The organism is Mucilaginibacter roseus, assembly GCF_021215455.1.
Lineage (GTDB): Bacteria > Bacteroidota > Bacteroidia > Sphingobacteriales > Sphingobacteriaceae > Mucilaginibacter > Mucilaginibacter roseus.
Genome location: NZ_JAJPWV010000002.1, coordinates 544,926 through 568,557, shown reverse-complemented (window position 1 = coordinate 568,557; position 23,632 = coordinate 544,926). Strand labels below are relative to the sequence as shown.

17 protein-coding genes are annotated in these 23,632 nt (G+C 45.8%); 10 read left to right on the top strand and 7 right to left on the bottom strand.

Annotation, left to right across the window (positions count from 1 at the left end; all coding sequences use genetic code 11):
• Nucleotides 1-44: 44 nt before the first annotated feature.
• The 3 genes from LT679_RS07350 to LT679_RS07340 all read right to left on the bottom strand — a co-directional run bounded on the left by LT679_RS07350 (nucleotide 45) and on the right by LT679_RS07340 (nucleotide 7,070).
• Entirely contained in the window at nucleotides 45-3,434 is a 3,390-nt protein-coding gene (locus tag LT679_RS07350; RefSeq protein ID WP_232176813.1) for a ThuA domain-containing protein, read from the bottom strand.
• 71 nt (nucleotides 3,435-3,505) lie between these two features.
• Complete coding sequence (locus LT679_RS07345) at nucleotides 3,506-5,605, bottom strand: plastocyanin/azurin family copper-binding protein (protein ID WP_232176812.1); 2,100 nt, start codon at nucleotides 5,603-5,605, stop codon at nucleotides 3,506-3,508.
• A 19-nt stretch (nucleotides 5,606-5,624) separates the two neighbouring features.
• The gene (locus LT679_RS07340) at nucleotides 5,625-7,070 is read right to left on the bottom strand and encodes a 3-keto-disaccharide hydrolase (RefSeq protein ID WP_232176811.1); all 1,446 of its coding nucleotides are present in this window, start codon (nucleotides 7,068-7,070) and stop codon (nucleotides 5,625-5,627) included.
• Nucleotides 7,071-7,275: 205 nt separating this feature from the next.
• Between LT679_RS07340 and LT679_RS07335 the strand changes: the two genes are divergently transcribed.
• From LT679_RS07335 to LT679_RS07325, 3 genes are read left to right on the top strand one after another with little or no spacing between them, the layout of a single operon-like run.
• Nucleotides 7,276-8,481 (top strand): glycosyltransferase family 4 protein, encoded by a 1,206-nt coding sequence (locus LT679_RS07335; protein WP_232176810.1) that lies wholly within the window; start codon nucleotides 7,276-7,278, stop codon nucleotides 8,479-8,481.
• Nucleotides 8,478-9,482 (top strand): lysylphosphatidylglycerol synthase transmembrane domain-containing protein, encoded by a 1,005-nt coding sequence (locus LT679_RS07330; protein ID WP_232176809.1) that lies wholly within the window; start codon nucleotides 8,478-8,480, stop codon nucleotides 9,480-9,482. The genes LT679_RS07335 and LT679_RS07330 overlap by 4 nt, the downstream gene beginning before the upstream one ends.
• Nucleotides 9,457-10,650: a glycosyltransferase family 4 protein gene (locus LT679_RS07325; RefSeq protein ID WP_232176808.1), complete on the top strand. Its 1,194-nt coding sequence runs from the start codon at nucleotides 9,457-9,459 to the stop codon at nucleotides 10,648-10,650. The genes LT679_RS07330 and LT679_RS07325 overlap by 26 nt, the downstream gene beginning before the upstream one ends.
• On the opposite strand, the gene LT679_RS07320 is transcribed toward LT679_RS07325, so the two are convergent.
• Nucleotides 10,613-11,482 (bottom strand): phosphatidylinositol-specific phospholipase C/glycerophosphodiester phosphodiesterase family protein, encoded by an 870-nt coding sequence (locus LT679_RS07320; protein WP_232176807.1) that lies wholly within the window; start codon nucleotides 11,480-11,482, stop codon nucleotides 10,613-10,615. The genes LT679_RS07325 and LT679_RS07320 overlap by 38 nt on opposite strands.
• A 181-nt stretch (nucleotides 11,483-11,663) precedes the next feature.
• On the opposite strand from LT679_RS07320, the gene LT679_RS07315 reads away from it, so the two are divergent.
• Nucleotides 11,664-12,560: a magnesium transporter CorA family protein gene (locus LT679_RS07315; RefSeq protein WP_232176806.1), complete on the top strand. Its 897-nt coding sequence runs from the start codon at nucleotides 11,664-11,666 to the stop codon at nucleotides 12,558-12,560.
• Between the two features lie 156 nt (nucleotides 12,561-12,716).
• Here LT679_RS07315 and LT679_RS07310 read toward each other — a convergent pair whose 3' ends face one another.
• Together LT679_RS07310 and LT679_RS07305 are read right to left on the bottom strand one after the other, a co-directional pair.
• On the bottom strand, nucleotides 12,717-15,188 hold the full coding sequence (locus LT679_RS07310; protein WP_232176805.1) for a TonB-dependent receptor domain-containing protein: 2,472 nt from the start codon (nucleotides 15,186-15,188) through the stop codon (nucleotides 12,717-12,719).
• Nucleotides 15,189-15,277: 89 nt separating this feature from the next.
• Nucleotides 15,278-15,682 (bottom strand): Dabb family protein, encoded by a 405-nt coding sequence (locus LT679_RS07305; protein WP_232176804.1) that lies wholly within the window; start codon nucleotides 15,680-15,682, stop codon nucleotides 15,278-15,280.
• Between the two features lie 285 nt (nucleotides 15,683-15,967).
• Here LT679_RS07305 and LT679_RS07300 point away from each other — a divergent pair, with 285 nt between their 5' ends.
• The 6 genes from LT679_RS07300 (at nucleotide 15,968) to LT679_RS07275 (ending at nucleotide 23,349) form a co-directional block, all read left to right on the top strand.
• Nucleotides 15,968-16,441 carry a VOC family protein gene (locus LT679_RS07300; protein WP_232176803.1) on the top strand — a complete coding sequence of 158 codons (474 nt, stop codon included), beginning with the start codon at nucleotides 15,968-15,970 and terminating at the stop codon, nucleotides 16,439-16,441.
• Between the two features lie 2 nt (nucleotides 16,442-16,443).
• The gene (locus LT679_RS07295; RefSeq protein ID WP_232176802.1) at nucleotides 16,444-16,851 is read left to right on the top strand and encodes an iron chaperone; all 408 of its coding nucleotides are present in this window, start codon (nucleotides 16,444-16,446) and stop codon (nucleotides 16,849-16,851) included.
• 56 nt (nucleotides 16,852-16,907) lie between these two features.
• Nucleotides 16,908-17,723, top strand: a complete 816-nt coding sequence (locus LT679_RS07290) for an MBL fold metallo-hydrolase (RefSeq protein ID WP_232176801.1) — start codon at nucleotides 16,908-16,910, stop codon at nucleotides 17,721-17,723.
• 226 nt (nucleotides 17,724-17,949) lie between these two features.
• Entirely contained in the window at nucleotides 17,950-20,802 is a 2,853-nt protein-coding gene (locus tag LT679_RS07285) for a M16 family metallopeptidase (RefSeq protein WP_232176800.1), read from the top strand.
• 204 nt (nucleotides 20,803-21,006) lie between these two features.
• Nucleotides 21,007-22,314: an NAD(P)/FAD-dependent oxidoreductase gene (locus LT679_RS07280; RefSeq protein WP_232176799.1), complete on the top strand. Its 1,308-nt coding sequence runs from the start codon at nucleotides 21,007-21,009 to the stop codon at nucleotides 22,312-22,314.
• Entirely contained in the window at nucleotides 22,315-23,349 is a 1,035-nt protein-coding gene (locus tag LT679_RS07275) for an LLM class flavin-dependent oxidoreductase (RefSeq protein WP_232176798.1), read from the top strand.
• Here LT679_RS07275 and LT679_RS07270 read toward each other — a convergent pair.
• On the bottom strand, nucleotides 23,346-23,555 hold the full coding sequence (locus LT679_RS07270; RefSeq protein ID WP_232176797.1) for a hypothetical protein: 210 nt from the start codon (nucleotides 23,553-23,555) through the stop codon (nucleotides 23,346-23,348). The genes LT679_RS07275 and LT679_RS07270 overlap by 4 nt on opposite strands.
• Nucleotides 23,556-23,632: the final 77 nt, after the last annotated feature.

Here is a 23,632-nt window from a genome sequence, read left to right as displayed (position 1 = left end):
CCCTGCTTTTTAGCAAGGCGTTTTTGTCTGTTGTGGTTTCATCCCTACAAAGGCACAAACCGTATTGATTTAAGCAAAGGCGGGTTTTTAACTGCCGCAGTTTGCTTCACTTCAATGTAGTAATCGCGCAGGGCAGGGGTAACCGCTTTTGTTAAAGGTATGGTAGCCGTTGCTGCCTGGTTGCCAGCTGCAAAGTTTATGCTTCCGCTGCCCAGCTTAACACCGCCTTTACCGTTGTAAATGGTGATGGTATAGCTTGCTGACGTACCATTGCCTACACCGTTAAATTGAAGCGCTTTAATGCCTGTGCCATCAAATTTACCCGCTTTAAAACTGCCCGTTGTTGCAGGGAACACCAAGTATTTTGTGCCGTCTGCCTCTTTGCTGGTAAAGCCTGTAACGGCGGTAAACTCGTCGGCTTCAACAACGCTGCTGCGCAATGCCGCTGTGCCCGTGCCTGATAGTGGCCTTACGCCATTGGCTCCCGCATCGGTGTAATTAGCCTGTATGGTGTAAAGCATATCCTGCTTTTGAGCATCTTGCGCGCTCGGTGTTACACTGCCGTTGGCCGGTAACGATTTGGGTTTGTTATCATCTGCCAGCGAACGAATCCAGCCCACAATCAGCTTGGCATCGTCCTCTTTTAACGATGGGTGCGCAGGCATAGCAACCTCACCCCAAACGCCAGCGCCGCCCTTTATAATTTTGCTGACAAGGTGCGTATTGGCATTTCTTGAATCCTTATACTTTTGCGCCACTTTAACAAATGACGGACCGATTGAGGTTTCGTTCTCTTTATGGCAGGCTTTACAATCCAAAGTAAGCATAATGTTTTTGCCAATGGTTGTAGCCTGTACCACCTGGTGCCCAAGGTTGGCACCGGCCATATCACGTCCCTTAATCATGTTAGCGGTAACATAAAGGTTTGAAAGGTTAACCGGCGCGTCTTTATCCTGCACGCTTACCTTGTAGTTAACCGGTTTACCGGGGAAGTAGAAACTGCGGTTGCCGCTTACATTAACCGCTACAGTTGGCTGCACATTACCGGCATAAACCGTTATGGTGTTGCTGGTTGTTGATGCCTTTTTGGTATCTATAACGTCAACGCTTATATCATATTCGCCTGCTTTTGCCACCACGTGTTTTAGTAAAGGTACTTTGGTGGTTTTTTTCACCGCACCGATATGCCAAACGTAAGTAAGCGCATCCTTTTCAGGATCGGTAGCTTTTACTGTTACGGTTATAGTTAACGGCGTGCTGCCGCTTGTTTTATTAACCTTGAAGGTGTTTATGGCAGGCGGACGGTTTCCGGCCAGGTAGTCAATGCGGGAAATAGCCGCATCCGGGTTTTTATTAAACCAGCCGTTACCGTACTCCAATACATAGATGCGGCCATCTGGACCGGCTTCCATGTCTATCATGGAGTTAAACTTCATGCCATCAACAAAAGGCTCTATCTTGTCCACATCACCTGCAGGTGTTTGCGATACGGCCTTAATCCAGCCGCGCACAAAGTCATAAATAATCAGCTTGCCATCATAGTAAGATGGATAGCGGGTAGCTGGCAGATAGTCTGTGCTATGGTAAACAGGGCCGGTCATAGCCGTACGTCCGCCGCTGCCCAGTTCCGGAAAATCTGGTGATTGCGCGTAAGGATACCAGATGTAAGCCGGTTGCGCAGGCGGCAACTCATTTAAGCCTGTATTGTTGCGCGAGTTGTTCATCGGCTTTGCCGGATCAGCCGGTGCCGCATTCTCATTAGTTTCGTAATTGTGGATGTTGTAAGCGTAATTGTCACCTACAAAAAACGGCCAGCCAAAGTTACCGGCTTTGCGAGCCTGGTTCACTTCATCGTAACCGCGCGGGCCACGGGTGCCTATGCTGTCCACGTTGGCGTCCGGGCCAACTTCACCCCAGTACAAGTAGCCTGTTTTTTTATCAATTGATATGCGGTAAGGGTTACGGTTACCCATTACGTAAATCTCCGGGCGGGTTTTGGCTGTGCCTTTCGGGAACAGGTTTCCTTCCGGGATATCGTAGCTGCCATCGGCATTAAGTTTTATCCTTAAAATCTTTCCGCGAAGGTCATTGGTGTTCCCTGCCGAGCGGCGCGCATCATACTGCTCATGGCCGGGGCGGTCATCCATCGGTCCGAAGCTATGGGTTGGATATTTCTGGCCGGGTTCATCAAAAGGAGTAGAGTTATCACCTGCAGATACATACAGGTTATCATCCTTACCAAAAGCAATAGAACCACCGGTATGGCAGCAGATTTCCCGCTGTGTTTTAACTTCCAGTATCACTTTTTCAGAACTGTTATCCAAGGTGTCGCCCTTAAAAACAAAGCGCGATAAACGGTCTATCGACTCATCGCCCGCCGGGCTGTAATACATGTAAATAAAGTGATTGCTGGCATAGTTCGGGTCTGCTGCTATACCTAATAAACCCTCTTCACTATTTACGTTAGGAACTTTTGTTTTGAAGTATACATTGAGGTAGCCCACCTGTTTAACCGTTTTTTTAACAGCATCAAACTTCATCAGTTCGCCTCGGCGTTGGGCAACCAGTATATCAAAGTTTGGCAGGATGGCCATTTCAGTAGGTTCATAGAGTGTTCCCTCGGTAAGCACACGCTTTACAAAACGGTTAGCCTCGGGAGTGCGCTGTGTTTTGGCTTTACTGTAATCGATTGCATTAGCATCACCAATAGCATATTTTATGCCCCCTAAGATATGTTGCAGATACTGCGGATCAGCGTATGATTCGTCAGTGTGGCCAAGCTCGGTGTAGAACGCACGGCCGCCGTCAAAATTATGATACCAGGCCATCGGGTGTTTGTCGCCATTCTCGCCGCCTTTGTAGCTTTTTTCGTCGATGGTGATCAATACCTTAACATCGGGGTTCAGCTTTTTAAAGTTATACCATTCGTCAGTACGGGTCCAGGTATCAGGCAGCTGTTTGGTTGATGGATGATTTTTATCAACCACATTCAATACAGCCTGTTGCGGTGCCGGGTGGCTTTTAAAGTAACCGCCAACTAACCTGCCATACCAACCCCAGCCATACTCGGTATCGCTTGCGGCATGAATGCCTACAAAACCGCCTCCGGCCTGTATGTAGCGCTCAAAATCAGCTTCCTGATATTGGTTTAAAACATCGCCGGTGGTGCTTAAAAATACAACCGCTGCATACTTTTTCAGGTTAGCCTCAGTAAATGCGTTTGCATTGGTGGTGGTATCCACATCGAAATTGTTTTCGGCACCCAGTTTCATTACGGCTGCAAGCCCCTTTGGAATGGATGAATGGTGGAAGCCCGCTGTTTTGGCGAAAACAAGCACCTTTGGCTTAGGCGCCATCCTACCGCATAAAAACAGCACGATGCAAATGCCCAGTGTGGCAAAGCCCGATAAGCGTAAATAAAACGTACTTTTCACAGTTAAAATTGGATTTAAAACAAATAAACCGGTAACTAAGTACCGGTTTATTCTGTATGGTGTAATGTTGGTTAATTCACTATGAGTGTGCCCTGCATCACGTAAAAGTGTCCTGGTACGGTACAAACATAAGTATATTTTCCGGGTTTGCTTGGCGCCTCAAAATAAATGGTTTGCGAACCGCCCGGCCCAACCAGCGTGGTATTATATAATACCTTTGGCGTGTTAGGAATATGGCTTAACTTAACGCTTGACAAACCGAGTTTCATGGCCAGTTCACCAACGGCAACTGCTTGCCCGTCAGGTACCACTACAAAGTTGTGCGGCATATCATCATTATTGCTGAAGGTTAACTTGATCTTGCTGCCCGCTTTAACGGTAAGCTCGCTCTTATCATACTTCAAGCCTGGTTTTGTACCCAGGGTGATGGTTTGATCAATAGTTGTCCATGAAGCAGGTTTAGTAGTTTGATTCTTTTTTAAACCGGTACCTGCCGGAGTTTTAGCTGTTGAAGCTTTAGCCGGTGTGGTGGTTGGTTTGCCCATGTTCATGTGGTCATGGCCGGCCATACCCATTTTAGGTGTACGCTTAGGTACGTTAAGTTTAGCGCCTTCCGGAATGTTGTTTAACGTGTAGTACGCCACAGAGTGCAACACTTTAGCCGCGCTATCAGCTGATACGATCTTGTCGTCAAGCGTGATCTCGTGTACATATTTTTCGCGAAGGCCATCAACCACCAGGCGAACTTTTGTACCATCAGCTGATACGATAGCCGCGTTAACCACGTGCTGCTGCTCGCGCACGGTGTTACTGCCGTATACCGGGTGATATTTGTAGATAAAGCCGGTTATCGCGTAAGCATCCGGATCGGCAGCTGCTTTTTTATTGACAGGTTTGGTAAATTCAATCTCGAAACCATCAGGCATGGCCTTAACGGCTTTCATTTCAAACGGCGTACGTTTACTCCATACCACGCGCTCTAAGCCAAAGTCTTTTTGGCCTTTTGAACCCCAGCCACGGTTGGTTTGGCCTACAAACAGCGAGCCATCATTGCCCCAGGCTAAACGCAGAACGCCTGATTCAAAACCTTCGCGGAAGGTGAAGGCAGCGCCTTGGTACTCGCCTTTTACCTGCTCCAGGTAAACACGATTAAGGCGGCTCTGACCTTGGTCGCCAATAATTACCTGCCCGGCAAACGGACCAAAACGGTCGTCGTTAGGTATCTGTATCATTGATGATGTTGAGGTACCCAGTATAGAGTGCGGCAACCAAACGGTTGGCAGTTTCATGCCCGGTACTTCTTTAGCTACCTCAAAAAATGTTTTGTACGGGCGGTTCGGATCATCATCCTCGATTTTGCCCTGATTAAAGCGCGGGTCAACACGTGAGTATATATCCTGAGTACGTGCCTTAACCGGCGACTCCGGACGTGCAGCCCAGTTTAAACCGGCAGGGTGGCCTGCAAAATCACCTTTATTTAATTGCATCATGTGGCCCGAGCCTACCCAGTCGCCCTGGTTTTCAGAGTAAAAGTATTTGCCATCTATCAAACCCTGGCCTGCAGGTGAACGTAAACCAGTAGCAAACGGCATCATTTTGCCATCAGGCGTGATCTCCATTGTCCAGGCTCTCCATGGCACGTGGCTCTTACCTCTCCACCACTCAAAGCCGTCAAAACCAACGTTGGCGTTAACCATAAAGTTACCGTTAGGCATAACCACCGGGCCGTATGAATACTCGTGGTAGTTACCGGTTAACGGCCAGGCGAATACGGTTTCGTAAACGTCGGCTTTACCGTCGCCGTTCTTGTCAACCAGTTTGGTTAACTCGCCACGCTGTACGGCGTATAACGCGCCATCCTTATAGGCAAGGCCTAATAGCTCGTGCATACCGGTAGCAAACTTGCGGTAGTATGGTGTGGTGCCGTTAAGCATGTACGGGTTTTCAATAATATAAACATCACCACGGCGGGTTGATGCGGCCATATCGCCGTTAGGCAACAGGGCTAAACCGCCAACCTCCAGCTCAACACCTTCGGGTATCGGCAGGGTAACAATGCGGTAAAAATCTTTTTCGGTAGCTCCGGCTTCCTTATTTTGTGCTTTAGCTGTAAACCCAACAACGGCAGTTACAGATAAAGAGAGTAATATATTTTTTACTATAGCTTTCATTTAACAGTGTTTGTTGAGATTACCAGATAATTGAGTATTTAACAGATGCGCCTTTATCAGCATCCTTTACCGGGATAAGCAACTCCTTACCGTTGCCTGCATTGCGCAGTACCGGTTTGGCGCCTTTATCAAACTGTACATAGTACTCGTAGTTGTTTACCGCGTACATGCCGTTACCTGCCTCAACAATATCGCTGCCTGATGCGGCGCGCAGGTAAAGCTTATCTTTAACCGGGCCATTAACTGTAACCACGCGGGTTAAGCTGCGGCCACCATCTTCGCTGGTTAGTTTATCATCTACTTTTAACTGGCTTACTTCGTATTTAAAGGTTGGGTAACCTTTGTCGTCAAGCTCATAACCGCGGCTGCGGAATGCCTGGTCGGCGTTCAGTGAATCAGGCCATGCGGTGTTATCAGCTGATAATACGGCTAAAGATGGCGCATCGGTTAATGGTAACTTACTGCCTATAACGGTAGTATTACCATCGCCACGGAACAACCACATTGGCGTACCATCAACAAAGCCGCCCTTCCATACCTGGAACAATGCTCCCGTACCTAAATCATAAGAGTAGCTGATGTTGCCGGGATAGCCTACGTTAATAGCGTGGGTAACACGTTTTTTATCGTTGATGTCAACAAAACTGCGTAGTAATACCGGCTCATCGGTAACGGTAACAAATACCTGTTTCTCGCTAAAGGTACGTTTTGAACCATCAGTTTCTTTAGTATCAACAGATGTGCTGTATTTGATATTTTTAAAGGCTACAGCACCATGGTCTCCTTGCAGGCGGATTGGGCCGGTAGCAGCCTCATTAGGGAAGGCTGAGCCACGGGTTGGCGCCTGTAATTCTGCGTTTTCAATGATGTTAACACCATTTAGCACAATTTTAACAATACGGGCATTTGCAGTTTTTTTACCCGAAGCGTCAAACTTTGGCGCCTGGAAAACAATGCGGATATTTTGCCAAAGGCCCGGTGCGCGGCTTACGTTGATACGCGGTACTACGCCCTCGTAGGCAAACTGGCCTTGCGGACGGCTTTCGTCCCAACGTGGGTATACAGCACCCAGATCCTGGTAGGTAAGTTTATCTTTACCCCAGGCATCGCTCAGCTGAATTTCATAACGGCCTTGCAGGTAAATGCCCGAGTTTGAGCCCTTAGGCATTAGAAAATCAGCGCTCAGGTCGATGTCGCCGTGCTCAAAGTTTGTAAAAATGTCTTCATTCTTTCCCTTGCCCGGGATAGTAACCAGAATGCCTTGTCCATCTTTCTTCTCAAGCGACTCTTCCTTGTTGAAATCGCTCTTCACCGAACCGGCAACAGACCAGTTAGCAGATGGCTTTTTAAAAGCCGACAGATCGCTCAGAGGTATCTGTGTGTTCTGCGCGTAGCCGGTAAAAGGTATAGCAGCAGCAGACAGAAACAACAGAGATGTTGTTTTTAGTAAAAGGTTTTTTCTCATAATCCGTTTTTATCGAGGTGGGCTAATATAGAGATTTTGAAGATACCTGAATAGCCTGATTAACTTGTTTTTAAAATTTACCCTAATGTCTAAACAAATTGTTACAAAACAGCTTGTATTCTTCATAATTTGATAACATTATCTAACCCTGATCATCGCCAAAGGGCAGCCATAAACAATATTAAATTAATGATGAGATTACAAGTTGCCCATAGTTTTGGGTATGATTTACCTCAGAAGAACAAGGGTTGTATTTTTTTCGGAGATACTGGATAAGGATCATGACGGGGCAGTACGCACCATGTACCAGCTCATCAGCCGTATTAATGCGGAGCGTTATGAATTTCTGTTTATATGCGGCACCGGCCCTGATGAGCTTTATGGTTTTGAATGTTTAAAGGTACCGGCATTTACCGTACCGGTAAACAAGAGTTACAAACTGGCTTTGCCGGCGCTTGTGCAAAATAGCTTGAAAGAAAAGCTGCGCACATTTGATGCCGATGTAGTGCACATTTCAACCCCGTCACTCTTGGGTGAATTCGCGCTCAAATATGCCCGGCAGGAGCAATTGCCCGTGATCACCATATATCACACCCATTTTATATCATACATCGATTATTACTTTAAGCATACCCCTTTCCTGATAGATTTTATCCGCTCAAGAGTCATAGAAAGTCAGCGTAACTTTTACAATGGCTGCGATATGATCTACATGCCATCCGAAGGAATAAGCCGCTGGCTGGGCGATATTGGCGTAAACGCCGGTAAAATGAAAAGCTGGAAACGCGGTATTGATACCCGCCTTTTTTCGCCCGCCAAAAATGATGCTGAACTGATGCGCAACATGACGGGCAATAACGCCCCGGTAATATTGTTTGCCAGCCGTCTGGTTTGGGAAAAGAACCTGGAAACTTTGTTTGATATTTATGACGGCTTAAAGGCTACCAGCATACCGTTTAATATAATAATTGCGGGCGATGGTAAAGAAAAATCCGTATGCGAAGAGCGTATGCCCGACGCGTTTTTTACCGGCAGGGTAGATCATGAAACACTTTCGGCCTTGTATGCATCCGCGGATGTTTTTGTGTTCCCTTCGGTTTCCGAGGCTTATGGCAATGTAGTGCTCGAGGCAATGGCATCAGGACTGCCATGCGTTATCGCGGATGGTGGCGGCTCGGCTGATTTTATGCAGCAGGGCATCAATGGATTTAAGTGTAGCCCTTATGATGCCGGTGAGTACATCAATAAAATTATGCTGTTGCTTAATGATGATAACCTGCGTTGGAACATTATACAGGCGGGTTTAAGTTATAGCAGCACTTTCGACTGGGATGAACTCGCTGACGTATATTTCAATGATCTCAATCAACTGGCCAAACAAAATCACGGCCAACTGCTGCCCGCCGAATGAAATATCTGAAGTTTTTATTGATAATTATTGTACTGATATGTGCCTGGTTCTTTATTCGCCATACCGATTTTAAAAAAGTAGGACAATCACTGCAACAGGTAGGTACACATTTTTTGTGGTTATTGGTTGCCAGCGCATGCTCCTATACTTGTGGTACTATAGCCTGGCGGTATTGCATGGGTGCTGATGGACGGTCTGTTAATCTTTTTCATCTTTTTTGGGTACGGCATGTGGGCGAAACGGTAGGCATCATTAACCCCGCAAGCATAGTAGCCGGTGAAGCGCTTAAGGTTTACCTGCTTCGCGATAGTACAATTGAAAAGCAGACGGTGATCACCTCTGTACTATTATCGCGCGTGCTGATGATGGCTACCCATTTGCTATCGCTGTTGCTTATAACCATCCTGGCTTTTGCGTTTGTACCGGCGCTGCATTTTTCGTTTAAAGTTGCATTAGTAGTGCTTTGTATAGTTGCAGGCATTATAGCATTGATATACCTATTGCTTTTATTTTTTAAACAACTGCATAAAACCCGTATAGGCAACTGGTTGGCGACACGTACCGCAAAGCTGCGGATCAAAATCGCGGAAGTAAAACGTGCCTTACCTGACTTCTATCGTAACAACAAAAAGAATATGCTGATGGCCTGTGGCTTTTTTATGCTGCACTGGGCTTTGGGCTCGCTCGAGCTTTATATCATATTACATCTGCTGGATACCGGTGCCGGATTTATACCGGCCATGTTTGTTGATATGAGTGTGATCGTTTTTAAATCGGCAGGGGCGTTTGTGCCTGCGCAAATTGGGGTTGAAGAATACGGTAACAAATTAATGCTCGCCGCCATCGGCCTTACCGCAACCGAAACATGGGTTACTGCTTCGTTATTGCGGCGCGCGCGCCAGGTGTTCTGGATATTGGTGGGACTGGTGGCTTACTTTTTTATAGACAGGAAACGAACAACTACACTTTATCAAAATGGAAATCCTGTTTGTGAGTCATAAACATCCGCCGGCTACAGGTGGTATGGAAAAACAAAGCTACGAGCTGGTGCGGGGCATGAAAAAGCATACCCGTGTGCATACCATTATTTATAAAGCAGGCACCAGCAAGCTGCGTTTTTTTATGTCGCTTAACCGGCGTATTGTAGCCATGTGCCGCAAGTATCCGGATATCAGCGTTATTCATTATAATGATGGATTGATGGCCGCCATATGTATGCGCCACAAGGGATATGAACATTTAAAGCGTACGGTTACCTTGCACGGGCTTGATGTAGTATTCCCGAACCATACCTACCGGCGCACGGTGCTGCCCGAGTACAAAAAGTTTGAGAAGGTATTTGCGGTAAGCAACGCTACTGCCGATGCCTGCCAGCGGTATGGCATACCGGCTGATAAGATTAAGGTAATAAGCAACGGAGTAGATGCATCCATTGCTGATTGCCAGCCAAACACGCGTCAATTGCGGGACATAGCCAAGCAGCATGGCATCGATCTGAATAATAAAAAAATACTGGTTTGCATGGGGCGAGCAGTAAAGCGTAAAGGTTTCGCGTGGTTAATAAAACACGTGCTGCCTGCGTTGAGCGATGATTTTATGCTGCTCATGGTTGGCCCGTTTAAGCCACGCGCGCCATTGGCCGATAAGGTGATACGCTCTTTGCCTCCCAAAATGCGCAGGCAGGTAACCTCGTTTTTAGGCTGGCCTACTGATGAAGAGGAGATTCGCCGCCTGCTGCAACGCGCTGGTGCAACTGATAGGGTAAAACACCTTGGCCGTATGCCTTTTGAGGATATATTACAATTATTAATAGCCGCCGAAGCCTTTATTATGCCCAACATTCCGGTTAGTGGCGACCTGGAAGGTTTTGGCCTGGTATGCCTGGAAGCCTGCCTTTGCGGCACTAAGGTCTTTGCCTCGAATATTGAAGGCATAAAAGATGTAATTACCAATGGGCGTAATGGTTACCTTTTGCCCGCCGCTGATAAAACTGCCTGGATAAATGTGCTCAACGACCTTGCAGTTATACCATCGCCTTATCCGCTGCAGGCGGCTGAGATAAAAGCTTACACCATGCAGCATTTTGGTTGGGATAAGATGGTGAAGGAATACCTGGAGTGTTTTAAGGAAATTACAAAGACGCAACCCGAGGCTTGCCTGCAAGATTAATTTTTTCATGAACTAAGGTGTTACTCACAAGAAATTTGCGCAATGTTGCTAATTCATCCGTATTAATCAGGTCAACGCCGCAGCCCAACAACTGTTTCCACACGCTTTCCTTTTCGGGCGATGCCCACAGGCGCACCTTTTTGCCCATGCTGTGTGCTTTGGTTACATAGCTGCATAGCAGTTTGCGTTCTTTTTCGGGCATGGTGCCGTTGCCATCCCAATTTAATAGTGAACTGTATTTGCAGCTGGCCATCTGGTAAACGTTGGCATCGCATTTATCCTTGCCTACATCGCGCAAATCTTCATCAATAAATGCCAGGCGCTGTTTTTCATTTTTAATGTAGCGGTAAGGTTTATTGCCCGATAGCACAATAGTTACCTGCCGTTGGTGTACCCTGCCGTTTTCGTAGCTGGAAAGGATGGAGCTATATTTTTTGAGTAAGGGTTTAAGCGCTTGATAAGTATCCTCGGCGCCGGTTTTAATATCGATCATCAGCGTAATCGGGGTATCATACCCTTCAAAAATATTACCTTGCCTTTTAATGCGTTCGGAAAGTGGTTTCAGGTACAAGTTTTCAAGCGTGCGTTTGCCCTGGAAAAAGGGGAAGAAGTGCGCCACTACCATTTCGCCGTTAATGTAAAATATATCGGCCTCAATGTGGGTATAGCCATTGTCAAGCGCGTCAAACAGCGGGCGTTTGTGCCAATAATCGTTATGGGCAAAGCCGTTTTGAAGAGGAGCATTTTGTGCGCGGGCGAGGAGCGGGCCGCAAATGAGTAGAGTTAGTAAGGCGGTTTTAAGGAATTTTACTATCAAATTTGCCGTTCGCATATTAAGTTAAATTTCTTAACTCAAAGCTATGGTTGCACTGTGTGTAAATAATAAAATCAAGGTTAAATAAACTCTAAATCAGCGCTTTTAAGATTAAGGTTTTGTAATTATCTTAAATTAAAGCAGCGCCTACTGGCAAGAACTTATTTTGCAAGTTGATGTTATTAGTTTTATTTGTGTAATGCTCAGACAACTTGCTAACAAACCGGAAAACGATTTTGAATGGATTGACATTTACGATCCGCAGCATGAGGAAATTCATTCAACGGCCGAAAAGTATGGCCTGCATGAGGAATTGTTAGACGATAGCTTACAGCCCGACCACCTGCCCAAATATGAGCAGATGGAGCACTACGCCTTTATCATCTTCAGAATACATACCGATAATCGTGCTACCGAGGCTGATACCGTGCAGCAACTTACACATAAAATAGCCATTTTTTACGCCAAGGATTTTATTGTTACTATTCACCGAAAACCGCACAAGGTGATAGACATGCTGGGCGAACAGGTAAAAAAGGGCAAGTGCCACAGCTCCTTCCATTTGCTGAATAATATTATCAAGGCTTGCTTAATGACGTATGATGAGCCTTCAAACCACCTCTCTCGGAGCCTGGAATATTATGAGGAACAGATTTTTTTGCGGACACGCAAAGCGCCTTTGTTAAAAGGTATGTACTTTTTAAAACGCAAGGCCGATTTGGTGCGGCGCATGCTCATGCTATCCTACGATATAATTGATACCATTGATGCCGAGGACGGCGATGTAAGTACACGCGATACCCGCGATATGTACGTTCGCCTGCAAAATATTTACGATGCCCTTTCTGAAAACATAAACCACCTGCTTAACCTTTATTTCAATGTTTCCGCGCAGCGTACAAATGATACTGTGCGCATACTTACGGTGTTCTCGGTGTTTTTTATGCCGTTAACTTTCATCGTCGGCATCTATGGTATGAATTTCGATTTTATGCCTGAGCTCCGTGCGCATTATGGCTACCCGATGGTGTTGGGTGTAATGGTAATCATCACCCTGCTTATTTATTTCTGGTTCAGGCGTAAGGGGTGGTTGTAAAGAGCGTGGCTATTTAGCTACTTTTACTACTTTAAAGCTATATCAACAATTCAAAATATATTTATTTATAAATCAACGACGTATCTTTCTTTGTCGAGATGACAGAAAATTTTTCATCCCAGCCTTATCCTTAAGGATAGGGCAGGAATAAACCTGCTACCTCATCCCTTCATCCGGCTGCACATCACCTTGATTTTGATCGCGGTTTTGCTTTTTGTTGTTTTCGCTCTTGCGACCGGTTGAGCCAAAGCGGTAACCTATCGAAAAAGATATTACACGCATAGAGAAACGCCTTGACGACTCCTGGTAATAAGGGTACGGACCAATAAGGTTATTGATCTCCGAACGGAAACGGCGGGTGTTGAATACGTCGCGCACGTTACCGCTAATATTTAGCTTATCGGTTATATCATATTTTATACCTGCATCTAAACCGTACATGGCCTTCATTTTACCCTGGGCAATTACCTGCGGGCCCTGGTAATCGTACCGCAACTGCACGCCTACTTTTTTAATCGGTTTTATGTTACCGGTTATGTTGGCATTCCAAGCATAACCTGATGTTTCGCGCAGGCCAAGATCGGCATCGCCGTCAATCTGGCGGTAATAAACGTTTACGTTACCGGTAACATCAAATGCCTGCGAAAAGTTCCATTTGGCTATCAACTCATAACCGGCGTTACGCGCGCTGTTAACATTCTCAAAACGGGTAAGTGTGCGGCTGCTGTCCAACGCCACGCTGATGCGCTGAAAGTTTTGATTGGTAAGTCGGTAATATAATGATGACGTTAGCGTAAGCGCCTTCCAGTAATTTATGTAGCTTAATTCAAATGAATGCGTGTCTTCAGGCCTCAATGTCGGGTTGCCCTGTTGGTAATTCAACGGGTCGCTCCTGTCTAAAAATGGCGATAACTGGCGTTCCCTTGGCCTGCTTACCCTGCGGGTATAGCTTAATTGCAGGGTTTGCGCGTCGGTTAGTTTCTGACTCAGGAAAATACTCGGGTACACCCTGAAATAATCCTGATTGTTGCGTACAGTAGCGGCACTGTCTTGTAGCGAAGTACGAATGTTGGCGTCCTCCAGCCTCACACCGGCCTGTATGCCAAACTTACCAAACTGGCGCTGGTAGTTGGCGTAAACGGCATGTATGTATTCCTTATATAAAAAGCGGTTGGTTTGGCTCAGGTCACGCTGAAACATACCTTGGGTAAAGGCGGTATCAACCAAATAATCATTATCATTTTTGGCAATAGTACTGCGGTAACCTGCCTCAAACCGGCCTTTGTTATCGGCAAAAGGCAGTACATAATCGGCTTGGATGTTCCAGTTATTCTCTTTTTCCTTATTATAGTTGTTCTGCAAAAAATTTCTTGCTGATACAGGTTCGTAGTAACGATACGCTGTGTTCAGGTAATCGTAATTATCCTCATCGCCGCGCGAGTAGCCCAGATTGGCGGTTAATTGCTCACCCTTGCGTTTAAATTTCTGATCGAGATCAAGGTTAATATCAAAGTTGGTACCGCTGCCATTGCTTACGTTATTTTGTACGGTTTGTTGGGTAAGCGTGCGTGACTGGCCAAACAAGTCAGTTGCGCCGGTTTGGAAACGGTCGCGTTTGCGAGTATTTACATTACCTGACAAGCTGATTGTAGTTTTTTCGGCCGCGTTCCAGTCGATACCTGCACGGATATTATGCGAATCGAACACAAAACTTTGATCCTGAGTTTGATTTTGAAACAAGGTATCGGCACCAATAAAGGTTTGCCTGTTGGTATAACCGTTACCAACCCTTTTACCATGGCGGTAGCTGTAGTTGGTATACAGGTTAAATTTCTCGGTTTGATAACCCAGGTTAAGGTTGCCGTTATAAGTATCATAGTTACCTGCGGTAAATGCGGCTTGTCCGTTAAATCCAACACGGGCGTTCTTTTTAAGGATGATGTTAATGATACCGGATTGCCCTTCCGGATCATATTTAGACGACGGGTTAGTGATCACCTCTATGTTTTCAATAGAGCTGGCGGGTAATGATTGCAGAATATCGCTTACGCTGCCGCCCGTTAAAGCTGATTGTTTGCCGTTGATCAGCACGCGCACGTTGCTTGAACCACGCAGGTTCACGTTACCGTCCACATCCACCTGTACCGATGGCACATTGCTCAGCAGATCAGTAGCCGAACCACCCTGGCTCACCAGGCTTTGGTCTACACTAAAGGTTTTTTTATCTACCCCCAGCTGTATAGTGTTAGGCTGCGCCTTAACCACCACCTCTTTTAACAAGCTGTTGGTGCGTGCAAGCTTTATTGTTCCTAGGTTAAATACCTTTTGCGCAGCGCTAATGATAATACTATCCTTTGTAAAGCTGGCGTAGCTTACAAAGGTGATACGTACCTGGTAGCTGCCATCGGCAAGGCCGTTGATAGCGAACTTTCCATCCAACCCGGTTTGTACACCTTTTACCGGCTGGTTGGTAGCCTTATCAAATAAGCCAACGGTTGCAAACTCAACAGGTTTGTTGGTTTCAGCATCGGTAAGCACACCGGTAACCGAGCCGGTTTGCTGGGCATATAAATTGGTGGTAGCAGTTAGTAATAAAATACTCACAATCCCCTTTATCAACATTCTCATGCTGCAAAAGTGCCCTTTTTAATAGGGTAGGGCGAGGATAGTATGTAACTTTATTATTATGTAACTTAATTGATAGGATAGTTTAATAACTACGCCTCAACAGCATCATACACAATTACTTTCTCCCAAAGGTGGCTATGGTTCTTTATAAATTCCTGATGGATGGGATGATCCTGATAGGTTTTCTGTCCTTCCAGATCGGCAAAGAACATCAGTTCGGATACACCCCAGGTATTATCAACCACGTCGCGTTTTTCGGTACTGGCTACCACGCCAACATGTATCTGTTTAATAGTTTCAATTTTAGCTAAGGCTTTAACACCGGCCACCAGTTTGTCGCGATCCTCTACTGACCCCGGGTTTTTAAGCCAGAAAAATACATGGTGAACAATAGGATATTTACTTTTTGCCAATTCTAAGGGTAATGCCGATGCCGCTGTTGATGCTGCCATAACTGCTGTTGTTGCTATAAAATTTCGTCTGTTTGTGCTCATGGTATTGTATAATGAGAGCCTAATTTAGCATAAAGTTTGAAAAAACATCCACCTCTCCTAAACGGCAAAGCCCTCATGAGCTCCGTTAAAGATAACTAAAGCGAATAATCCTACCTAAGTGGGAGTACCTAATTTAGAGGACTTTTCTTTTTAGCCATCCCTTGGGGAGGGTTGGGTGGGTTGTCACATGCAGCCCCTTTATCTGTCGCTTTTGCACAGCACGCCTCAACAGTTAGCTGGGTATGTTTGTATAAACAAAATCATCTAACCAATAAACTTACTGTTATGCAAAAAATCGCGCCTTTTCTTTGGTTTGACAATAATGCCGAAGAAGCTATGAACTACTATCTGAGCGTATTTAAAGATTCAAAACCGATCAGCATTATGCGCGCTACCGAGGGTATGCCCGGTGCGCCCGGCTCAGTACTGGTAGCTTACTTTGAATTGAACGGCGTGGAATTCGCGGCGATGAACGGCGGCCCGCAGTTTAAGTTTGATGAGGCCATCTCATTCGTGATAAACTGTGAGGACCAGGAAGAAGTGGATTATTACTGGAACACTTTTATTGGCGATGGAGGTACCGAATCGGCCTGCGGCTGGTTGAAGGACAAGTTCGGCGTATCATGGCAGGTAACCCCTACCCGGCTGATTGAACTGATGCAGGATAAAGACCCGGTTAAGGCACAACGCGTAGCTCAGGCCATGATGGGCATGATCAAGATTGATATCGCAGAGCTGGAAAAAGCCTACGCCGGTTAATAATGAACAGCAAAGAAAAGCCTTTTATAGCCACTACGGTTGACGAATACCTGGCTTCGCTGCCTGAGCCTGCCAGGAGCGCCCTTGCTAACTTGCGTGCTGCTATCCGCGAAGCTGCACCCGAGGCAGAAGAATGCATCAGCTACCAGATGCCCTCCTATAAATACAAAGGTATGCTGGTGCATTTCGCTGCTTTCAAAAATCATTGTGGCTTTTATGGCGTAAGTAAAACGCTCATCGATCAGTATAAAGATAGGTTGCCCGGCTGTAAAATAAACGGTACCACTATTCAGTTTAAAGCCAGCCAGGGTTTACCGGCTGCTGTGGTTAAAGAGATTGTTGCCATACGTGTCAAACAAAACGATGATAATTCCGAACATGGCCGCAAGCAATACGGCAAAAAAGATTAATATTTTTTTGCTAAAAAAATTATCAAGCTAAAAAACAATCCGGTATTTTTGTGGCGATGTCATTATACATTGCAGCATTAAATTCGGGCAGTAACGGCAATTGTTATTACGTTGGTAACGAGCATGAGGCCGTGCTTATTGATGTGGGTATCTCCTGCCGCGAGGTGGAGCGCCGCATGGCCAGGCTTGGGCTGCAAATGACTAAGGTAAAGGCCATATTTATCTCCCACGAGCATAGCGACCATATCAGCGGCTTGGCCGTACTTTGCCGCAAGTATAAGCTGCCGGTATACATAACACCGGGTACCATGCTGCATGGGCGATTGATGCTTGATTGTGTGATGAACTTTACCGAGCACCAACCGGTTGCTATCGGTAGTTTGACTGTAACCGCATTTACAAAACTACATGATGCTGCCGAACCGCACAGTTTTATTGTGGCTGATAGAAACATCACCATAGGCGTATTTACAGATTTAGGTGCCGTATGCAGCAACCTGACCAAATACTTTAAGCTTTGCCACGCCGCTTTTTTAGAAGCGAATTATGATGAGCAGATGCTGGATAGCGGCCGGTACCCTTACTTTTTAAAGCGACGTATTCGAGGTGGCAAGGGGCACCTTTCTAACGCGCAGGCGTTACAGCTTTTTATTGAGCATAAACCATCGTTCATGTCGCACTTACTATTATCGCATCTATCTAAAGACAATAATTCACCCGAGCTGGCGCTTGAACTTTTTAACCAGCACGCCGGTGATGTGCATGTGGCCGTGGCCTCGCGCTATGTTGAAACAGCGGTTTACCGGGTGGATGGAAATAAAGGCGCTCACCATAGCATTTTGCAATCGGCGCAAATGGCGTTAGCACTATAGCTCCGCACAATACTAAGCCTTTTGGTCAATTTTGAACATTAACATAATTTCTTGCCGGCGTTTTTACAATAACAAGAAGCGTAGTTTAAAGGCGGGCGTAAGTTAACTTGTAACAACTCCTTTACAAAGTATTTGTAGCTAAATTGCGTAATATTATGCCTTCCCAGGCAAGTGCACGGCAGCAACCGGCCTTGTTGTTACTTACAGTTGATTAAATACTAAAAAAATGACCAGACCTCTTAAAAGCCTCTTGCTTGCAGCGTCGGTATTGGCGGCATCGCTAACCGTTAATGCGCAGCAGGCGCAGCCTAAACTCGTTGAAAAAATCACCCGCAAAGGTACCGAGTTAGTTATTCCTTATGAGAAATACGTATTGCCTAACGGCCTTACTGTAGTTTTAACCGAAGATCATTCAGACCCTATTGTACACGTTGACGTTACTTACCACGTTGGCTCAGCCCGTGAGGAGATCGGTAAATCAGGCTTCGCGCACTTTTTTGAGCACATGATGTTCCAGGGATCTGACCACGTGGCCAATGGCGATCACTTTAAGATCATCACCGCGGCAGGTGGTACCCTTAATGGCTCAACCAACCGCGACCGTACCAATTACTATGAAACTGTACCGGCTAATCAGCTGGAAAAAATGCTTTGGCTGGAATCAGACCGTATGGGTTTTTTGCTTGATGCCGTTACCCAGCAAAAGTTTGAGGTGCAACGCGCGACGGTAAAAAACGAACGCGGACAGAATTATGATAACCGTCCTTACGGTTTGGTAGGCGAGTATTCATCAAGATCATTATACCCATATGGCCACCCGTATTCATGGTTAACCATCGGTTACATTGAGGAGCTGAACGCGGTTAGCCTGGCCGATTTAAAGAACTTTTTTTTACGCTGGTACGGGCCAAACAACGCTACCATCACCATTGGTGGCGACATCAATACCAAACAAACGCTGGCATGGGTAAGCAAATATTTTGGCGGCATACCAAAAGGGCCGGAAGTTAAGAACGTTAACCTGCCTGCACCGGTGTTAAAGGCTGACCGTTACGTATCTTACACCGACAATTACGCCAAGTTGCCTTTGCTGTCCATTAGCTACCCGGGTGTTAAAATGTATGTCAAAGATATGTCAGCGCTTGATGTGCTTTCAAACATCATTGGCCAGGGCAAAAATTCCATCTTCTATAAAAATTTTGTAAAGACCCGTAAGGCTGCCCAGGCTTACATGGGCTCATCAAATACCGAGCTTGCGGGTGAGATCAGCATCCGTGTTATCCCGTTCCCGGGCCAATCGCTGGCTGATATGAAAAAGCTGGTTGATTCATCACTGATCGAGTTTGAAAAGAAAGGCGTTAGCGATGATGACCTGATCCGTTTCAAAGCCAGTGCCGAGGCTAACTATATCAACGGCCTGCAAAGCATCAGCGGCAAGGTGTCTGAACTGGCAGCCGCGCAAACCTTTACCGGTAACCCCAACCAGATTGGCCGCGAGCTGAACGATATCCGTTCGGTAACCAAGGCTGATGTTATGCGTGTGTATAATCAGTATGTAAAAGGCAAGCCAGCGGTTATATTAAGCGTATTGCCAAAAGGCGGCGCCGCACAAGCGGTAGCTCCTGATAATTATACCATTGACAAGTCAGGCTATAAAGCCCCTGATTATGGCTACAATGGTTTGAAGTATGTTAAAGCTAAAGATAATTTTGATCGCGCCAGGGTACCAGGTACAGGTGCCAACCCTGCCATCAAAGTTCCGGCTATATGGACGGCTAAAACCGCTAACGGCATCCGCATGGTAGGTACTGATACCAAGGAGATACCAACGGTAACCATTTCTATGTCGATAGATGGTGGTGGCTTGTGGGCTATCAACAATCCGCAAAAAGCAGGTTTGGCCAACATTGTTGCCCGTATGCTTAACGAGGATACTAAGAATTATACTGCCGAGCAATACAATGCCGAGCTGGAAAAACTGGGTAGCGATATCAGTGCCTATGCAACTAATGATAACATCTCGATAGAGGTGTCATCACTAACTAAAAACCTCGACAAAACCGTTGCGTTGCTACAGGAAAAACTGTTCAACCCTAAGTTTACGCAGGAAGCGCTCGATCGCAACAAAACGCAGATAATGGAAGGGTTTAAACAGGCTAAAACTCAACCGGCAGGTGTGGCATCAAGCGTGTACAATAAAATTTTGTACGGGGTTGACAACGTGCGTACCTTCTCTACTCAGGGTAACGAGCAAACCGTGCCGGGTATAACCTTGCAGGATGTGCAGAACTACTATGATAGCTACTTCGTTCCATCATTAACCAAAGTTGTTGTGGTAGGCGATATCAGCGAAGCTGCGGTGAAAACCAAGCTGGCCTTCCTGAACACCTGGAAAGATAAAAAGGTTGATTTACCAAAACCTGCGGGCGGTAAATCATTTGATAAAACTACGCTGTACTTGGTTGACGTACCTAACGCAGCGCAATCAGAAATACGCATTGGTTACCTGAGCGGCCTTAACTATGATGCTACCGGAGACTATTATAAACTGGGCATAGCCAACTACATTTTAGGTGGAGCATTTAACAGCCGTATCAATATGAACCTGCGCGAAAACAAGGGCTGGACTTACGGTGCCCGTTCTGGTTTCGCATCGGGCAAATTTGGTGGTAACTTTACTGCAAGTGCGGGTGTACGTGCCTCATCAACTGACAGCGCTGTAGTAGAGTTTATCAAGGAGATCAAAAATTACAATGCCGCCGGTATAACTAATGATGAACTTGCATTCACCAAGCAGTCGATAGGCCAGAGCGATGCCCGTAAGTATGAAACTAACGGACAAAAAGCCAACTTCCTGTCTATGTTGATGGAGTACGATTTAAAGCCAACGTTTGTGGATGAGCAGAACAAGATTCTTTCCGGCATCAATAATTCGGAGATCAACGCATTGGCAAAGAAATACCTCAACACGGATAATATGGTGATACTGGTAGTTGGCGATAAAGCCAAAGTATTATCAGGTCTGCAAAAATTAGGTTACCCGATTGTGGAGCTTGATGCAGATGGCAAAACGCTTTAAGCAGAACTAAATAGAACAGAGCCCTTCAATGTAAATTGAGGGGCTTTTTAGTAAACAATCAATTTTAAACAACTTGATGAATAACGATATTATATTGACTGATTATCATTTTATAATGAAATGGATGTCAATTTTGTATTATTAGTGTAGTTATCCAAAACTTATTAGCAAATTTTGTGGTAATGTATTTAAGGCGTTTACCATATGAAGATAGTTATCATAGGCGGGGGGTTTGCCGGTTTAAAACTGGCCCGCGAGTTAAATAACAAAAAAGGGTTCGAAATAATGTTGCTTGATAAGGTAACGTTTCACCAGTTTCAGCCACTTTTTTACCAGGTTGCTACTGCCAGTTTAGAGGCCAGCAACATATCGTTCCCGCTACGCAAGGTCTTTCATAACAGCAAAAATGTACGCATACGTTTTGCCGAGGTTGAGGAAATAAAACCGGAGATAAATACGGTGGTAACCGATATTTGCAACTTTGAATACGACCTACTGGTTCTGGCCACCGGTACGCAGACCAATTTTTTTGGTAATCAGCAAATACAGTCGCATGCCTTCCCAATGAAAACCACTTTTGAGGCGTTGCGGTTGATGAACCGCATTATTAATAATTTTGAGGATGCGCTTGAAGTTAATGATGATGCTGAAAAGAGCCGCATAATGAGCATTGCGATAGTAGGTGCCGGGCCAACAGGTGTGGAGCTTGCCGGCGCCCTGGCTGAAATGCGTAAGAATATACTACCAAAGGATTACCCGGAGCTCAACTGGGATTTAATGCACATTTACCTGATCGACCATAATAAGAACCCGCTTTCGGCTATGAGCGAAAAGTCAAGCAACGAGGCACGCAAGTATTTACAGGATTTAGGCATTATACTTAAACTCGGTGCCGGCGTTGAGGAGTTTGATGGCGAGCGGATAGTGGAAGACAACGGTGAGATAATCAATGTGAAAACGGTGATATGGGCGGCTGGCGTGCGCGGTAATCTGCCCGAGGGCATCCCGCCCGAAAACGTTGCGCGGGGCAACCGGGTAAAGGTTGACCGGTTTAATAAGGTAATAGGCTCAGGTAATATTTATGCCATTGGCGATATCGCTTATATGGAAACCGACCAGTACCCGAACGGGCACCCACAGTTGGCCAGTGTGGCCGGCGATCAGGGTGAGCACCTGGCCAAAAACCTGATCCGGTTAGCAGCAGGCGATCCGCCTGTGCCTTTTGAGTTTGATAACAAAGGCGTAATGGCTACAATCGGCAAGCGTAAGGCGGTTGTCGATCTCGAAAAGCCGAAAATTCACTTTAAAGGCCGCATTGCTTGGTTTATTTGGATGTTTTTACATTTAATGCTGATATTGGGCATCAAAAACAAATTACAGATATTTATCAATTGGGCTTACAAATATTTCACATCCGACCAAAGCCTGCGCCTGGCGCAACGCATACGCGGTAAAGGCGAGGAGTTACAGATTTTCAGGCCGCCCAATCACGCTTCAGTTAACAAAGTATAAATGGAATTAGGTATAAGCACCTTTGGCGAAGTTACGCCGGATAATAAAGCAGGCGGCGCGGTAAATGCGCGTTTACGTGTTCAACAACTGCTTGAAGAGGTAAAACTTGCCGATGAAGTTGGACTGGATGTATTTGCGTTTGGCGAACACCATCGCCCGGATTTTGTAATCTCGGCGCCCGAAGTTTTTATGGCAGCTGCGGCATCTATTACTAAAAACGTAAAGCTCACCAGCTCGGTAACGGTATTAAGCTCGGCTGATCCGGTACGTACCTTTCAGAATTTTGCAACCGTTGATTTAATCTCCGGCGGAAGGGCTGAAATAATTGCGGGCAGAGGATCGTTTATTGAATCGTTTCCGCTGTTCGGCTTCGACTTGGACGATTATAACGAGCTGTTCAGTGAAAAGCTGGATATGCTGCTCAAAATAAATGAAAGTGAAAAACTGAACTGGGAAGGCAAATTCAGGGCACCTGTAAAAGGGCAGGGCGTTTATCCGAGACCTTTGCAACAAAAGCTACCGGTTTGGATAGGCGTAGGCGGCACACCTGCCTCTGCCAAGCGAGCGGGTGCTTTAGGTCTACCCATGATCATCGCGATCTTAGGCAGCTCGCCCCGGCATTTTGTAACGTTTGTTGAGCTTTATCGTGAATCAGCTGAAAAGGCCGGTCATGATGTAAGTAAATTGCAGTTGGGTATAAGTTCACAATTTTATGTGGCTGATAGTACGCAGCAGGCGCAAAATGATTTCTATCCGTCATACGAGGCGTTAATGAACCGTGTTGGCAGGGATAGGGGATGGTCGGCCATGACACGTGAATCATTCAATTACCTGCGTGAGGAAGGTCCGCTTGTAGTTGGTGATACACAACATGCTGTTGAAAAGATACTGGAACAATATGAACTGTTTGGCAATACCCGTTTTTTGGCACAATTGGTAACCGGGCATACACCGCATAAGCAGGTGTTAAAAAACATTGAGTTATACGGTACCAAAGTAGCGCCCGAGGTACGCAAGCATATTGCCAACGCTTAACAAAATTCGTTAGCTTCGGCCGGATTGTCAATGCTCTCCATGCCTACTTCGTTAGCCTGTAAGTGATGTTTGGCAAGTAGTTCATCAAACTTTGAGCGCAGCATGGTATCAATGTTCAGGTCTGGATCTAACCGGAGAGAATGAATGCATAGCGTCTCGTTGGTTTGCTTATTATAGTAGCGGTAATGTATTTGATCTGAATCCATACTAAAGCAACGTATCAGGTTGTAAAAAGTTCATCACATACATATTACATGCAGCAAACAAAATATGTTTTTGGTGT

Bases quoted from the DNA above. Each gene is read 5' to 3' on its own strand.
- LT679_RS07345 (WP_232176812.1), bottom strand. From the start codon at position 5,605: ATGAAAGCTATAGTAAAAAATATATTACTCTCTTTATCTGTAACTGCC.
- LT679_RS07340 (WP_232176811.1), bottom strand. From the start codon at position 7,070: ATGAGAAAAAACCTTTTACTAAAAACAACATCTCTGTTGTTTCTGTCT.
- LT679_RS07330 (WP_232176809.1), top strand. From the start codon at position 8,478: ATGAAATATCTGAAGTTTTTATTGATAATTATTGTACTGATATGTGCC.
- LT679_RS07325 (WP_232176808.1), top strand. From the start codon at position 9,457: ATGGAAATCCTGTTTGTGAGTCATAAACATCCGCCGGCTACAGGTGGT.
- LT679_RS07320 (WP_232176807.1), bottom strand. From the start codon at position 11,482: ATGCGAACGGCAAATTTGATAGTAAAATTCCTTAAAACCGCCTTACTA.
- LT679_RS07315 (WP_232176806.1), top strand. From the start codon at position 11,664: ATGCTCAGACAACTTGCTAACAAACCGGAAAACGATTTTGAATGGATT.
- LT679_RS07310 (WP_232176805.1), bottom strand. From the start codon at position 15,188: ATGAGAATGTTGATAAAGGGGATTGTGAGTATTTTATTACTAACTGCT.
- LT679_RS07305 (WP_232176804.1), bottom strand. From the start codon at position 15,682: ATGAGCACAAACAGACGAAATTTTATAGCAACAACAGCAGTTATGGCA.
- LT679_RS07300 (WP_232176803.1), top strand. From the start codon at position 15,968: ATGCAAAAAATCGCGCCTTTTCTTTGGTTTGACAATAATGCCGAAGAA.
- LT679_RS07295 (WP_232176802.1), top strand. From the start codon at position 16,444: ATGAACAGCAAAGAAAAGCCTTTTATAGCCACTACGGTTGACGAATAC.
- LT679_RS07290 (WP_232176801.1), top strand. From the start codon at position 16,908: ATGTCATTATACATTGCAGCATTAAATTCGGGCAGTAACGGCAATTGT.
- LT679_RS07285 (WP_232176800.1), top strand. From the start codon at position 17,950: ATGACCAGACCTCTTAAAAGCCTCTTGCTTGCAGCGTCGGTATTGGCG.
- LT679_RS07280 (WP_232176799.1), top strand. From the start codon at position 21,007: ATGAAGATAGTTATCATAGGCGGGGGGTTTGCCGGTTTAAAACTGGCC.
- LT679_RS07275 (WP_232176798.1), top strand. From the start codon at position 22,315: ATGGAATTAGGTATAAGCACCTTTGGCGAAGTTACGCCGGATAATAAA.
- LT679_RS07270 (WP_232176797.1), bottom strand. From the start codon at position 23,555: ATGGATTCAGATCAAATACATTACCGCTACTATAATAAGCAAACCAAC.